Raw genomic sequence first — 14,296 nt, forward strand, 5'->3', positions numbered from 1 at the left:
AAATGAGATATAAAAGATGATATAATTCATTGAGGGGAAAGAATTTATTCCCTCAAATTGTTTTAGAGAGTGTGATTTATATGAAGGATATAAGGTATAGAATTTTAGATTTATTCTCGGGAGCGGGGGGACTTTCTTGTGGTTTAAATCAAGTTCAAGGTTTTGCTACTGTGGTAGCAAATGATATTAACAAGTTTGCATTGGATACTTTTAAGCATAATAATATTAATGCTGAATGTATTTTAGGAGATATAACTAGTGAAAAAGTAAAGAGCAAAATTGAGAAAAAATGTATTGAACTTAAAGTTAATATGATAGTTGGGGAACCGCCTTGTCAAAGATTTTCTAATAGTTGTAAAAATTCTGGGCTTTCTGATAGTAAAAATGCTTTGCTTTTAGATTATATTGATATGGTAAGGAGAGTTAATCCGGAGATTTTTGTAATTCAAAATGTAAAGAATATAATTTCTGCTACAAATGGCTTTTTTATTGATGAAATAGTGAAAATTTTTCAACTAATGGGATACAATGTAGAATATTGCATTTTAGATGCTTCTGATTTTGGTGTCCCACAAAATAGGGAAAGAGCGGTAATTATAGGTTGTAAAGATTTTTCTTTTGATTTTGAAAATCTTATTAGAGAAGAATATAAAAAAATATCTGTAAGGGAAGCTATTTCTGATTTAGCTTTTCTTGAATCCGGTGAAGGCAATAATTTAGATGTTTATAAAAATTTTGCAGAATCAGATTATCAAAAAACATTAAGAAATCCGGAGGGTATTTTATATAATCATATTGCTACAAATCATTCTAAAAATTCTTTGAAAAAATTGTCTATGATTCCACCGGAAGGGGACAAAAGCAGTTTGCCCATAGAACTACATGGAAATCAAAAATTCAAGACAACATGGTCAAGATTAGAATGGGATAAACAAAGTCCTGCTATCGATACAAGATTTGATACACCATCAAATGGTAAAAATTCACATCCTTATCTAAATAGGGCTATTACTCCAAGAGAAGCCGCAAGATTGCAAAGTTTTCCGGATTCTTATTATTTTTGTGGCAGTAAAACTGAAGTTTGTAAACAAATTGGCAATGCAGTACCTCCGTTTTTTGCGAAGGCTATTGGAAAATCAATAATACGACAAGTTAATTTTTTTGATAAAAAGATTGAAACGGATAGATATACAATTTTTAATGGGAATGCAGATTATGTATATAATTATTTAGTTCAAAATAATATTAAGGTTGACCATATTATAACTGATCCTCCTTATTCCATTTCTAAGGAAAATAACTTTTCAACAATGAAGACTTCTAAGCGAAAAGGTATTGACTTTGGTATATGGGATAAGAATTTTGATTTAACAAGTTGGATTTCTAAATATTCTAAATTGGTAAAGGATAATGGATCGATTATTATATTTTGTTCTTATAGATATATTAGTTTTATAATTGAAGCTTTAGAACAAAACGGTTTTGATGTTAAAGATTTTATAGAGTGGAAAAAATCAAATCCTATGCCAAGAAATATAAATCGAAGATATGTTCAAGATACAGAGTTTGCGATTTGGGCAGTAAAGAAAAAAGCAAAATGGATTTTTAACAAGCCAAAAGATGTTCCTTATTTAAGATCTAGCTTTATGACTTCGACAGTTAGTGGTACTGAAAGAACTACACATCCTACTCAAAAGAGCTTAGAGTTAATGAGAAAATTGATTAGAATTCATACTAATGAAGATGATGTGATTTTGGATATGTTCTGTGGAAGCGGAACAACAGGAGTTGCTGCTTTGATGGAAAATAGAAAATTTATAGGAATTGAAATTTCTGAGGAATATTTCAATATTGCAAAAAATAGAATTGATTTAGTGTAGAATTTTAGTTTGCTGTTAATTTTTTATTAACCACTTGACATGTTCCCTGGGGACAGTTATATCCTTTAATTAAAGGAGGTAGAAATTATGTTAAGAAATGAAGTTCAAAAGAAAACCGGTTTAACTAGAAAAGCAATTGAATATTATGAGGAAAAAGGGCTTATCAATCCTAAAAAAGTAGAGAATGGTTATAGGGATTATAGTGATAAAGATTTAGCTGTTTTAATAAAAATATCATTATTTAGAAAAATAGGTATGAGTATTTTAGAAATAGAAAGTTGCTTGTCTTCTGATGGAGATATATTGTCTTCGGTTTTAAGAAGAAGACAACATCAGCTAGATATTGATGAGAGAAAGAAAGAAGTTCTTGAACTTATCATAAAAGGAGAAAATCAAGAAGTTATTAACAGAAAATTAGAATTGATTGAGTCTGAAGAGTCTATTTATGAGAGGTTAGAAAGAATATTTCCAGGATATTTTGGACAAATGATTTTTTCAGCTTATCAATCTTTTTTAAATGAGCCTTTAGAAAAAGATGAGGAAGAGTATTTTGAAAAATATGTTGAATATCTAGATAAACTTCCTAATTTTGAATTAACTAAAGATGAGCAGAGTTATATTGAGAAGATAAGTTCTGCATTTGATACTCATACTTTAAGAGAAGTCAACAAATCTAAAATAGAAGCAATTGAGAATACAAAAGAGTGGTTTAAAGATAATAAAGATGCTATTTCACAATATGAATTTTATAAGAATAGTGAAGAATATAAAAATAGTATGATGAAACATATTCAAGATAAGTTTAAAAAATTTATGATGGATAATAAGTATTATGAGATAGCAATTCCACTAATTAGAAAATTTAGTAAGAGTTATAATGACTATTACGAAAAGTTGTTAAAGGCAAATGAGCAATTTCTTAATCTTAAAGGGTAGTGTAAAAATATAAACTATATATACTTTAAAAATAAGTGAAAAAATATTTGAGAGAGTGAGAAATCACTCTCTTTTAAATTTTTATAGATTAGAATTGTAACAAGTGATATAATAGAGTTAAATTTGTGAGAATATAAGTAAAGTATAAGGTATAGGCATTGTAAGATTATAATTAAGGATTTGTGTTGGAGAGGCAAAATGACATATATTCATTCTGATGATAAAGTGATAGATGAATTTATCCAAAAAAACATTAAGGATAGAAGTAGTATTAAAGCTGTATGTGAAGAACTATTTAATTGGTTTGATAAAAATGTAAAATACAGTAGATTAAACGCTCCGTTTTTTCCTTTGCAAAGAAGTGATTTAGATGTTATTTCAATGCAGGCTGGAACTTGCGGTGATTATTCAAATTTATTGGTTTCAGTATTTCAAAAATTAGAATATGAAGTAAAATATGCATATATACATAAAGATTGTTATGGAGATGAACAAGACCATATATGTGTTGCTGTTCGAGATAATAATAAATGGATTCTAATAGAAGCAACATTACCATATAGAAAATGGCATGGTTTTAACTGCCAACATCAAGAATATGAATTGTTATCACCTGATGATTTTGAAGATAAGATGAAAAAAGAAGAGAGCTATTGGATGAGTGTGGCAAATAAATATGGCAATGAGTTACTTGCTGGTTTGTTATATGCTCCGTGGATTCACGAAGAAATTATCAAGCAATCAGATAGTGTATTAGAAAGTGTATTTTTTCTACTTATATTAGATGAGCAAAAAAATAAAACGATATATGCATACTATAAAAAATATACAAAGGAATCCGGAACAATTCCTGTAATGTGTATTATATCTAATGGCACACAAAAATACCGTTTTTCTTGTAAAACTTCTACTAATATATGGGATAATGAGCAATGGAGTGAAGAATATCTAGAATCAGATATTCCAAGAAAATTTAACACAGATACATTATACGAATTTAAAAATTGTATATCAAATGTCTTATTAGATATTAACAAAGTTTTATCTGATTTATAGATTTTAATAAATCCTTATTTATTTAATTAAATATAATATTTTTGGAGGGAAAGTATGAATATAGAATTATCACGATTTCGTGTCAGAAAAGGTAAGTCGGAAGTAGTAGATAAGTAGATGAATTTTTTAAATGAAAATATGGAGGAAGTATTACTTACTTTGGACGGAGAGAAAATGTATGTCGAAACTATTTTTAGAGAAAAATGTGATGATGAAGAGTATCTTTATTGGTATTCAATTCAAGGAGAAAATGGAATAAGAGTGGAGGAGTCTGATTCGTGGATAGATAAAAAGCATCTTGAGTATTGGGATGAATGTATAGATAAAAATTATCATGTTGAAATGTCAATGCAAGTTTCTATGATTTCTCATCATATAGCTAATTTGATGACGGATAATTCAATTGTTAGATAAAAAAAGTAGGAGTTTAAGGAGAAAAATATGGATAAAAAGACACTTTTAAATGAATGGTTACATGAGCAGGAAATTGCCCATATTAAAGGTTGGGATTTTTCTCACATTAGAGAAAGATATAGAGAAGAAGATGATCTTCCATGGGATTTTGAAAGCATTATAAAATCTTATTTAAGAGAAAATGATTATTTGTTGGATATGGAAACTGGCGGTGGAGAATTTCTTTTATCTTTTATGATAAATCCCAAACATACTTCAGCAATTGAAGGTTATGAGCCAAATATTAAGATATGTGAAGAGAGACTTATTCCTTTGGGAATAGATTTTAAACCAGCCGATGGTGGGGATGAACTTCCTTTTAAGGATAATTATTTTGATATTATTACCAATAGACATGGTAAATATAATATAGATGAGCTTAAAAGAGTTCTTAAAAGTGAAGGGTTATTTCTTACACAACAGGTTGGTGCAGAAAATGATAGAGAATTAGTTAAACTTTTAATTGGAGATGTTGATATTCCATTTCCTAAAGCTTATCTGAATATTTCAAAACAAGAATTTATAGAAAATGGATTTGAGATTGTTGAAGAAGCAGAAGCTTATAGGCCGATAGAGTTTTATGATGTTGGTGCTCTAGTTTGGTTTGCAAGGATTATAGATTGGGAATTTCCTTATTTTGAAGTTGAAAAGTATAAAGAAAATCTCTTTAAAGCACAGGAAATTCTTGAAAAAGAAGGAGTAATTAGAGGTAGAATTCACAGATATTATTTTGTTGCAAGAAAGAAATAGTTAAATTAGAAGTTTAGTAATAAATAAAAGATGGGAAAAAATATCGAAAAATTGAATTTTTTATGTTAATATTTTTGACGGTAGATATACCGTCTTTTTTATGTGAGAAAAACGACAAATCTATTTTATGTATCTTCGATACATTTACTTTTGCTAAAGCAAAAGTATGAGATTTCTCCACTCCGTTTCACTTCGGTCGAAATGACGTATAAGGAAAAAACTTCGATTAAGAGCTAGGCGTTAAATGTAAATAAACTTAAAAAATTCAAAAAGTATAGAGATTATTTGAAAAAATTTTATAATTATTAAAAAATTTATATGAAAATAAATATTTCACGTCATAGCAACTTGCAAAGTAATGCCCCCTAACACGTCATCTTGAGCGAAGTGTAACGAAGTCAATCTAGCCCTAACTTTGCTTGTTTACAAGCAATAGTAGGTCTGACGGGGCAATTGTATCTAAAGATACAGTTGCTCTGAAGATCTCACTACTATTATTTGTAAGCAAATAATAGTAAGTCATATAAATGACTTAAAAAAATAAAACAGTTATAGCAATTTATACAAAATTCATAAAGATACTATATAATGAAATTATTATAATATACAAGATTAAGGTTCTTTTTTGTATAAATTTTTCTAATTTGTAAGTAAAAAAATATTTGAGAGAGTGAGAAATCACTCTCTTTTAAATTTATATAGATTAGAATTGTAACAAGTGGTATAATAGAGTTAAATTAGAAAGATTACAAATAGTATAGACGTTAAGGAGCAAAAAATGAATTTTGTTGATATTAATGAGGGTGGCGAAAAGGTAATATTACTTATTCATCCTATGTTATCTTCTGCTGAAGGAATGAAATTTTTAATTGCTGATAATATATTAGGGGATTATAGATATATAATTCCGGACTTATCAGCACATGGAAAGTCAAGAGAAGTATATAAGTCAGCAGAAATGGAAGCTGATAAAATAAAGAATTATTTAGTTGAAAATGGAATAGATAAGATAAATTTAGCTTTTGGAGCTTCTTTAGGTGGAGTAGTATTGTTAAATTTATTAAATAGCAAGGATATAATTGTAGATAAATGTGTTTTTGAAGGAGCTAGTTTGTGGCAAAAAGCCTATTTTTTAGATTTTCTTTTTAAGAAAATTTTTTTGAGAAAACATAAGAAAGCTCTTAAAGATAAGAATTTTGCTGTAAAAAAAATGACTGCTCTATATGGAGCGGAATTTGGTAAAATAATGGCAGAGTCTTTTATAAGGATGGATGATGAAAGTATTGTGAATATAATTCACGACTGTTCTTTTGTAAAAATTCCAGATTTATCTAAGAATGAGCAAGAAAAGCTGATTTTTTGTTATGGTTCTAAAGAGTTTGATTATAAAGAAGCGAAGAAGGTGATACCCAAAAAACTACCTTATGTTAAATTAAAAGTATGGGAAGGTTATGGGCATTGTGATAAAATTACAGAAGATAATTTAGAATATTGTAAATTTTTAGAAAGTCAAATATAAAAAAAAAGTACTATTTTTTGGTGGAAAGTATGAATATAGAATTATCACGATTTCGTGTAAGAAAAGGGAAGTCGGAAGTAGTAGATAAGTGGATGAATTTTTTAAATGAAAATATGGAGGAAGTATTACTTACTTTGGACGGAGAGAAAATGTATGTAGAAACTATTTTTCGAGAAAAATGTGAAGATGAAGAGTATCTTTATTGGTATTCAATTCAGGGAGAAAATGGAAGAAGAGTGGAGGAGTCTGATTCGTGGATAGATAAAAAGCATCTTGAGTATTGGGATGAATGTATAGATAAAAATTATCATGTTGAAATGTCAATGCAAGTTTCCATGATTCCTCATCATATAGCTAATTTGATGGGGGATGTTTCAAATGTTAAATAAATTAAAATTTAATAAGAATAGATGGAATATTTTATTTGCAATATGTAAAATTGTGCCTATTTGTTTTTAAAAAGAGTAAAGTAAAGAGTTATTTTTATTATGTTAATAATGTATTATATATAAATAGAATTAATATTTTAACGAATTGCAAGTATAAAATGTAATCGTTATAGATTTATGGTTTTTATGTATGCATTTGAGCTAGTTTTTTTGTTAAAAACCTTTACAAAATAATGTAATTGATATATAATTATTATAAATATATGATATTTTTCAGGAGGTAAAAAAGAGGAATGGTTAGATTACGTTTTGCACCAAGTCCAACAGGATATTTACATATAGGAGGACTTAGAACTGCACTTTATAATTATTTATATGCTAAGCAAAAAGGAGGAAAATTTTTGCTTAGAATAGAAGATACTGATAGAACTAGATATGTTGAAGGAGCTATCGAAAATTTAATTCACGAACTTAAGTGGGCGGGAGTTGAGGCGGATGAAGGTGTTTGTCTTGATGAAAATGGCAATATTACAGAAAAGGGAGATTGTGGTCCATATATTCAATCCGACAGAGTTGAAAAGGGAATTTACAATAAATATGCAGAGGAACTTATTGAAAAAGGCTATGCGTATTATTGTTTCTGTAGTAAGGAAAGACTTGACGATATAAAAAATCAACAAAAAGCTGACGGAAAAATTCCAAGATATGACGGACTTTGCAGAGGCGTTAGTATTGAAGATGCTAAAAAGAGAATTGCAAACGGCGAAAGTTATGTAATCAGATTGAAGTTACCTGAAAATAGAGATATTGTTTTTGAGGATGTTATCAAAGGCAAAATCACAATAAATACAAATGATATGGACGACCAAGTTTTAATTAAGGCTGACGGTTTTCCAACTTATCATTTCGCTGTAGTAGTTGATGATCATTTAATGGGAATTACTCATATTGTAAGAGGGGACGAATGGATTTCATCTACTCCTAAACATATTTATCTTTATGAAGCTCTAGGTTTTGAAAAACCTACTTTTGTTCATTTACCAACAGTTTTGAACAAGAGTGGTAAGAAATTATCTAAGAGAAATGACGATGCATCTGTTGAAGATTTCAGATTAAAAGGATATTTACCGGAAGCACTTATAAATTATCTTGCACTTGTAGGTTGGAGTCCTGAAACTAATGAAGAAATTTTATCTTTAGATGAAATGGTCGATCAATTCTCTTTTGAAAGAGTTTCAAAATCAGGTGGAGTTTTTGATGTTGATAAATTGGATTGGGTTAATGCTCAATATATAAGAAAGATGGAAGTTTCAGAACTTGCAAAACTTGTTAAACCATATTTGGTTGAAGTGGGTTTTATCAAAGAAGATATTTGCGAAAAAAGACTGGAACTTATCACAAGGACTTTTCAGGAATCTATTTCAAGACTTCCGGAAATTGTTGAACAATCAAGATTTTTATTCGAAGATGTTGCAGTTGAACCGGATGCTTTGGAAATGAGGAATGTAGAGCATATAGAAATTTTAAAAGAAAAAATGAAGGAGGAATTATCTCAAATTGAAGAAATGGATGAAGAGACAGCTAAGGGCTTTATGAAAAAAGTTCAAAAGGCTTCAGGTTTTAAAGGAAAAGACTTATATATGCCTGTTAGAGCATTGCTTACAGGTCAAGTTCACGGCCCTGAACTTTCAAACATTTTAGAAATTTTAGGTAAAGGAGAAATTCTAAGAAGATTGAAATAGGAGGCGGAGGCTTATGAAAAATCTTGGAAATTGGGCAAAAAGAATCTTTGTATTTTCTTTAGTACTGCTAGGTTTGATAGTAATACCTTTCAACGATTCTTTTGCAGATACTTTTTACAAAAATAAAATAAATGTTAGGATTAACAAGGATGGAAGTGCTGACATTGAAAGTATTATGGATTATCAACCAACGAAGGGAACAGAATACTATATCCCTTTAAGTAATCTCGGAAAAAGTGAAATAGTTAATTTCAGAGTTTCTGAATTTGATAATGGAGAAGAAGTTCTCTATGAAAAAGTTGATTTTTGGGATTCAAATCTAAGTAGAGAAGAAAAAGCTAAAAAGTCAGGAATTGTAAAGACTGAAAAAGGTTATGAACTCTGCTTCGGTTTTGGAGAATATCAAAGAAGAACTTTTATATTGAGATATAGAGTAACTGATTTTATAAAACTTCTAAAAGATTCAGATATGATTTATTGGCAATTTGTAAATAAAGGACTAAGTGCCTCTCCGGGAGAAGTTAAACTTACTATTTCAAAAGAAGATGGAAAGTTTGATGAAACAAATTCTAAGATTTGGGCTTTCGGTAATAAAGGAACAATAGTATTCTCGGAAGGAAATATAGTCTTTGACAGTATGACAGGACTAACAAGTTCAAATTATGTGACAGTTTTAGTTCAATTAAATAAAGGAGATTTCACTTCCGGAGAAACTATAGATAAAGATTTTTCATATTATCAAGATTTGGCATTTAAAGGATCCGATTATAAGAAAAAATCTGAAAATTCAAATGAAAAAAGTAGTAATAAGTTCTTCTACATTATAATAGGTATAGTTATAGCTCTTATAGTTCTTTTTAAAGTATTTGGCAAGAAAAAGAACAGAGGATATGGAATGGGAGACTTAAAGGGAGAATATTATAGAGATATTCCGGAAAAAGAATGGTGGAAATTATCTTATTTGTTGGATAATGCCGGATTTGATGGTCAAGACTCAATTATTAGAGCATTTTTCTTGAAATGGATACAAGAAAAGATATTGATTCCTGTAACTGAAGAAAAGGGACTTATCTTTAAGAAAGATGTGTTAGCTCTAAAAATTAATAGGGGTTTTACTAATAATTTTGAATCAAAAGTAGAGAGAAAATTATTCGCTATGTTTGAAGAAGCAGCCGGAGTTGACGGAATTTTACAACAAAATGAATTTTCAAAGTATTTAGAAGATACAGATCATCAAGAAGAATATGAATCACTGGAAGATGATTTGGAAGAATTATCTTTTGAGTATGCAAGACAAAATGACCTTTTTGAAAAGAGTGATAAAGGAAAATATAGTCAGTCTTATAATGAAAAGGGTACAGAATTTTCAGGGAAATTAGTAAAATATTATAACTATTTGAATGATTTTTCATTATTAAGTGAAAGAGAAATTTCAGAGATAAAAGTTTGGAAATATTTGTTAATTTATGCTACACTTTATGATGTTGCGGATGTTGTTGAAAAACAATTAAAACAACTTTCTCCTGAATTGTTGAGAAATGCCGGTGTTGATTTAGATACATTGCATACAGCAGTTATTTATTCTGATGTATTCTCTACTGATTTTGCAGATGCATATGCTAGTAGTGTTGAAAAAGCTTCAGACGGTGGTGGAGGCTTTACAAGCACCGGTGGCGGAGGAGACTCTTTCGGTGGCGGAGATGGTGGTGGAACTAGATAGTTCCGGCATAATAAAAAATTAAAAATTTGCAAAACTTGTAGAGCTATTTAGTAATACAAGTTTTGCAAGTGATATATTAAGAAGGTTGGTATATGAGGCTTATGAAAATTTTTAAGAATTATTTTAAAAGATTTTTTATATTTTCTTTTATACTGCTCGGACTTTTTGTTATTCGGTCCAATAATTCTTTTGCAGATACTTTTTACAAAAATGAAATAAATGTTAGAATTAATAAGGATGGAAGTGCAGATATTGAAAGTATTATGGATTTTCAAGCCTCAAAGGGAACCGAATACTATATTCCTATTGGGAATTTAGGAACTAGTAAAATTGAGAATTTTAGAGTTTCAGAGATTAAAGATGGAGAAGAAATTCCTTATGAAAGTTTGGAATATTGGAATACAAAGTTGAGCAGGGAACAAAAAGCGGGAAAATCAGGAGTTTTAAAAACTTCAAGTGGCTATGAACTCTGTTTTGGATTTGGAGAATATCAGAGAAAAACTTTTGTATTAAGATATAAAGTAACAAATTTTATAAAACTTTTAAATGACTCTGATATGATATTTTGGAAATTTGTAAATGACAATTTAAGTGCCGCACCAAAAGAAGTTAAAGTTACAATTTCAAAAGAAGAAGGAAAGTTTGACAATACAAATTCTAAAATTTGGGCTTTTGGTAATAAGGGAAAAATAGAATTTATAGATGGAAGTATAGTTTTTAATAGTTTAACCGGTCTTTCAAGTTCCAACTATGTAACAGTTTTAGTTCAGTTAAATAAAGGTGAATTTACTTCAGGTGAAATTATAAATAAAGACTTTTCATATTATCAAGATATGGCATTTAAAGGCTCAAGTTATATTAAAAAGAGTAGTAGTAATAAAAATAAACAAAAACTTTATGGAATTGCTGTAAAGGCTATAGTATTTTTGCTTATAGGGATATTCGGAACTGCTACTGCAGTCACTTCTAGTAAGAAACTTAAAGGTGGATATAAAAAGGGAGATTTCAAAGGAGAATATTATAGAGATATCCCTGAAAAAGAATGGTGGCAATTATCTCACATTTTAAAATGTGCAGGATTTGATGGAGCAGAGTCAATAATTAGAGCATATTTTCTAAAATGGATTCAAGGAAAAGTATTGATACCTATGACTGAGGAAAAGGGCTTTATTTTTAAAAAAGAAGTTTTATCTTTAAAAATCAATAATAAAATAGATTATGATTTTGAAACAACAGTAGAGAGAAAGTTATATACTATGGTTGTAAAAGCAGCTAGAGATGATGAAATTTTACAGGAAAATGAATTTACTGCTTATTTAAAAAAGGAAAATAATCAAAATTCTTTTAAATCTTTACAGGAGTCTATGAAACAAGATTCTCTAAGTTATGCTAGAAAATATGATTTGCTCGAGATGAATGAGAAAGGAAAGTGGACATATAAATATAATGAAAAAGGTAAGAAATTTACTGAACATCTTATAAAATATTATAATTATTTAAAAGATTTTTCATTATTAAGCGAAAGAGAAGTTTCAGAGATAAAAGTTTGGAAAGATTTATTGATTTATGCGACACTTTTTGATGTTGCTGATGAAGTTGAAAAACAACTAAAAAAATTATCTCCGGAATTTTTAGAAAAGTATGATGTAGATGTGAATTCATTGCATACAGCTATGCTTTACTCTCATGTATTCTCTAATAATTTCTTAGATGCTTATTCTAAAAGTGTTCAAAAATCTTCCGGAGGTGGCGGCGGATTCACAAGTATCGGAGGTGGCGGCGGCTCCTTCGGTGGCGGTTCCGGTGGAGGAACTCGATAATTGGGTATTACTATAATATAATAAAATAAAATATATATTTGGAAAGGAGAAAGATTATGACAGCATTATATGTAATTCTCGCATTGGTAGTCGTTTTAGGATTATGGCTAATGTCAAGCTATAATAGATTAATAAGACTTAGAGAAATGGTAAAAAATGCTATGGGACAAATAGCGGCAAATGTTGAATCAAGATGGGATGCTTTAAAATCTTTGATTGAAGCAACTAAGAAGTATTCTGCACATGAAGCTGAAACATTGGAAAAAGTAATACAAGCAAGAGGCGGAGTAAATAGTGCTAGTACTGTAAAAGATATTGAAGCAGATGACAATATGTTTACTCAAGCACTTTCTAGACTTGCAGTTGTTGTTGAAGCATATCCTGACTTGAAGGCAAATACATTGTATCTAAATACAATGGATAAGATTGATTCTTATGAACAGGATGTAAAAAATTCCAGAATGATTTACAATGATACAGTTACTAGATTTAATAGAACTATGTTAGTATTCCCTGTAGTATTAATTTCTAGAATGTTAGGATTCACTGAATATGAATACTTTAAAAATACTGAAGAAAAAGTAGCTCCTCCAAGTTGGGAGTAAAAAGAACTTTACCCATCCACGATGCTTTGCATCGGGAGATTTCTGGGAACTTTGTTGTTTCACAATAAAAAGCACCCTTTTGGGTGCTTTTAAAACAAACATCGACTTTAGTAAATTAACTTACAAACTACAAAATGAGTTAAATTACTTAAAAATTAAAACATTACTAAAGATAATAAAAATCAAAATGATAAAGCTCTTAAATTACACGTTTTTTATAATAAAAGTGTTAAAAAATGTTTGATAAAAATTTTTTAATATGGTAAAATAAGTTATAAATATTTATACGGAGGTACTTTATGAAAAAATTAAAAAAGATTGGTTTATCTTTAGCGATGTTATTTGTTATAGTATTAGCAACTGCTTGTTCTAGTAAAGAAGCTACTACTGTTACAAGAACTTTTGTTAGAGAAACAAATGGAGTTAAGACAACTGTAGTTTATCATTATATCGAAAAAGAAGACAAAGTTGTTAAACAAACTAGTAAAACTGAAGGTGCATTTTCATCATTTCAAGGTCAAGATATTGAAAAGATTAAACAACAATTACAAACTTTTTCTAAACAATATCAAGGAATTAAAGGATTAAAAGAAACCCTTGAAATTACAGATGATAAATTTGTTGAAGAAGTTGAAGTAGATTATACAGATTTTGACTATGAAAAAGCAAAAAATCTTCCAGGAATGTCTTTCTCAGGAGATCCTACAAAAACTAAGGTTAGTATGGAAAAAAGTGCTGAAATGGTAATCTCACAAGGATTTAAAGAACAAAAATAATATTTATTGTTATGATTATAAGGAGGTAGGCTATGAAAAATTTTAAAAGAATATTTACAAGTTTTATCTTAGTTTTTTCAATTGTATTATTGGTAGCTTGTAGTGGTGGAGAAAAAAGTAAATCTTTCTACAAGTCAGAAAATGGAAGTGAAATGACAGTAAAAGTAAAATACAAAGATGATACTGTAAATTCAATGAATATTGATGCTAAAATGTCTTATAAATCATTAGAAATAGAAAATAAAGAACAAGCAAAATTAATGTTTTCTATGTTAACTGGTGTAATAGGAAGTGTTGAAGGCGTTAAGTTTGACGTTGATTATGGTGATAGTGATGCTACTATAAAAGTTAGTATTGACTTAAATAAAATAGATCCTGAAAAACTAAAGGCATTAGCGGGTTCTTTTGGTGGAAAAGTTTCTGAAAAATCTTCAGGAAATCTTGAAGAAGGCTTGAAGAAGATTAAAAGTTTTAAAGAAGTGGAAAAATCTCTTTTAGAAGCCGGATTTAAAGAAAAATAATATTATTTTAAAAATTACAAAGGTCAATGATAAATCATTGACCTTTGTAATTGTTTAAACGGTATAATCTATGCTGTTTAAATAATTTTTTTATAGCATAATTAGATTTTAGATAATTTGAAAAAATTT

13 protein-coding genes are annotated in these 14,296 nt (G+C 28.8%); all 13 read left to right on the forward strand.

The window, feature by feature from the left end:
• Nucleotides 1-80 precede the first annotated feature (80 nt).
• The 13 genes from ACMX2D_RS04055 (at nt 81) to ACMX2D_RS04115 (ending at nt 14,167) form a co-directional block, all read left to right on the forward strand.
• Nucleotides 81-1,880 carry a DNA cytosine methyltransferase gene (locus ACMX2D_RS04055; protein ID WP_414972798.1) on the forward strand — a complete coding sequence of 600 codons (1,800 nt, stop codon included), beginning with the start codon at nt 81-83 and terminating at the stop codon, nt 1,878-1,880.
• 87 nt (nt 1,881-1,967) lie between these two features.
• Nucleotides 1,968-2,816, forward strand: a complete 849-nt coding sequence (locus ACMX2D_RS04060; RefSeq protein WP_414972799.1) for a MerR family transcriptional regulator — start codon at nt 1,968-1,970, stop codon at nt 2,814-2,816.
• A gap of 198 nt (nt 2,817-3,014) precedes the next feature.
• Nucleotides 3,015-3,872, forward strand: coding sequence for a transglutaminase domain-containing protein (locus ACMX2D_RS04065; RefSeq protein ID WP_414972800.1), 858 nt, complete (start codon nt 3,015-3,017; stop codon nt 3,870-3,872).
• A gap of 117 nt (nt 3,873-3,989) precedes the next feature.
• The gene (locus ACMX2D_RS04070) at nt 3,990-4,286 is read left to right on the forward strand and encodes a DUF6176 family protein (RefSeq protein WP_414972801.1); all 297 of its coding nucleotides are present in this window, start codon (nt 3,990-3,992) and stop codon (nt 4,284-4,286) included.
• A gap of 27 nt (nt 4,287-4,313) precedes the next feature.
• Entirely contained in the window at nt 4,314-5,075 is a 762-nt protein-coding gene (locus ACMX2D_RS04075) for a class I SAM-dependent methyltransferase (RefSeq protein ID WP_414972802.1), read from the forward strand.
• A 778-nt stretch (nt 5,076-5,853) separates the two neighbouring features.
• The gene (locus ACMX2D_RS04080; protein WP_414972803.1) at nt 5,854-6,594 is read left to right on the forward strand and encodes an alpha/beta fold hydrolase; all 741 of its coding nucleotides are present in this window, start codon (nt 5,854-5,856) and stop codon (nt 6,592-6,594) included.
• A gap of 29 nt (nt 6,595-6,623) precedes the next feature.
• On the forward strand, nt 6,624-6,983 hold the full coding sequence (locus ACMX2D_RS04085) for a DUF6176 family protein (protein ID WP_414972804.1): 360 nt from the start codon (nt 6,624-6,626) through the stop codon (nt 6,981-6,983).
• 293 nt (nt 6,984-7,276) lie between these two features.
• Nucleotides 7,277-8,725, forward strand: coding sequence for a glutamate--tRNA ligase (gene gltX / locus ACMX2D_RS04090; protein WP_414972805.1), 1,449 nt, complete (start codon nt 7,277-7,279; stop codon nt 8,723-8,725).
• Nucleotides 8,726-8,738: 13 nt separating this feature from the next.
• Nucleotides 8,739-10,445 carry a DUF2207 family protein gene (locus ACMX2D_RS04095; RefSeq protein WP_414972806.1) on the forward strand — a complete coding sequence of 569 codons (1,707 nt, stop codon included), beginning with the start codon at nt 8,739-8,741 and terminating at the stop codon, nt 10,443-10,445.
• Nucleotides 10,446-10,546: 101 nt separating this feature from the next.
• On the forward strand, nt 10,547-12,265 hold the full coding sequence (locus tag ACMX2D_RS04100) for a DUF2207 family protein (protein WP_414972807.1): 1,719 nt from the start codon (nt 10,547-10,549) through the stop codon (nt 12,263-12,265).
• Between the two features lie 56 nt (nt 12,266-12,321).
• Nucleotides 12,322-12,870 carry a LemA family protein gene (locus tag ACMX2D_RS04105; protein ID WP_414971466.1) on the forward strand — a complete coding sequence of 183 codons (549 nt, stop codon included), beginning with the start codon at nt 12,322-12,324 and terminating at the stop codon, nt 12,868-12,870.
• A gap of 299 nt (nt 12,871-13,169) precedes the next feature.
• Nucleotides 13,170-13,646, forward strand: a complete 477-nt coding sequence (locus ACMX2D_RS04110) for a YehR family lipoprotein (RefSeq protein ID WP_009448202.1) — start codon at nt 13,170-13,172, stop codon at nt 13,644-13,646.
• Between the two features lie 32 nt (nt 13,647-13,678).
• Nucleotides 13,679-14,167 (forward strand): YehR family lipoprotein, encoded by a 489-nt coding sequence (locus ACMX2D_RS04115; RefSeq protein ID WP_009448349.1) that lies wholly within the window; start codon nt 13,679-13,681, stop codon nt 14,165-14,167.
• The last annotated feature ends 129 nt before the right edge of the window (nt 14,168-14,296 follow it).

This window comes from Parvimonas oralis, assembly GCF_047608425.1.
GTDB lineage: Bacteria > Bacillota > Clostridia > Tissierellales > Peptoniphilaceae > Parvimonas.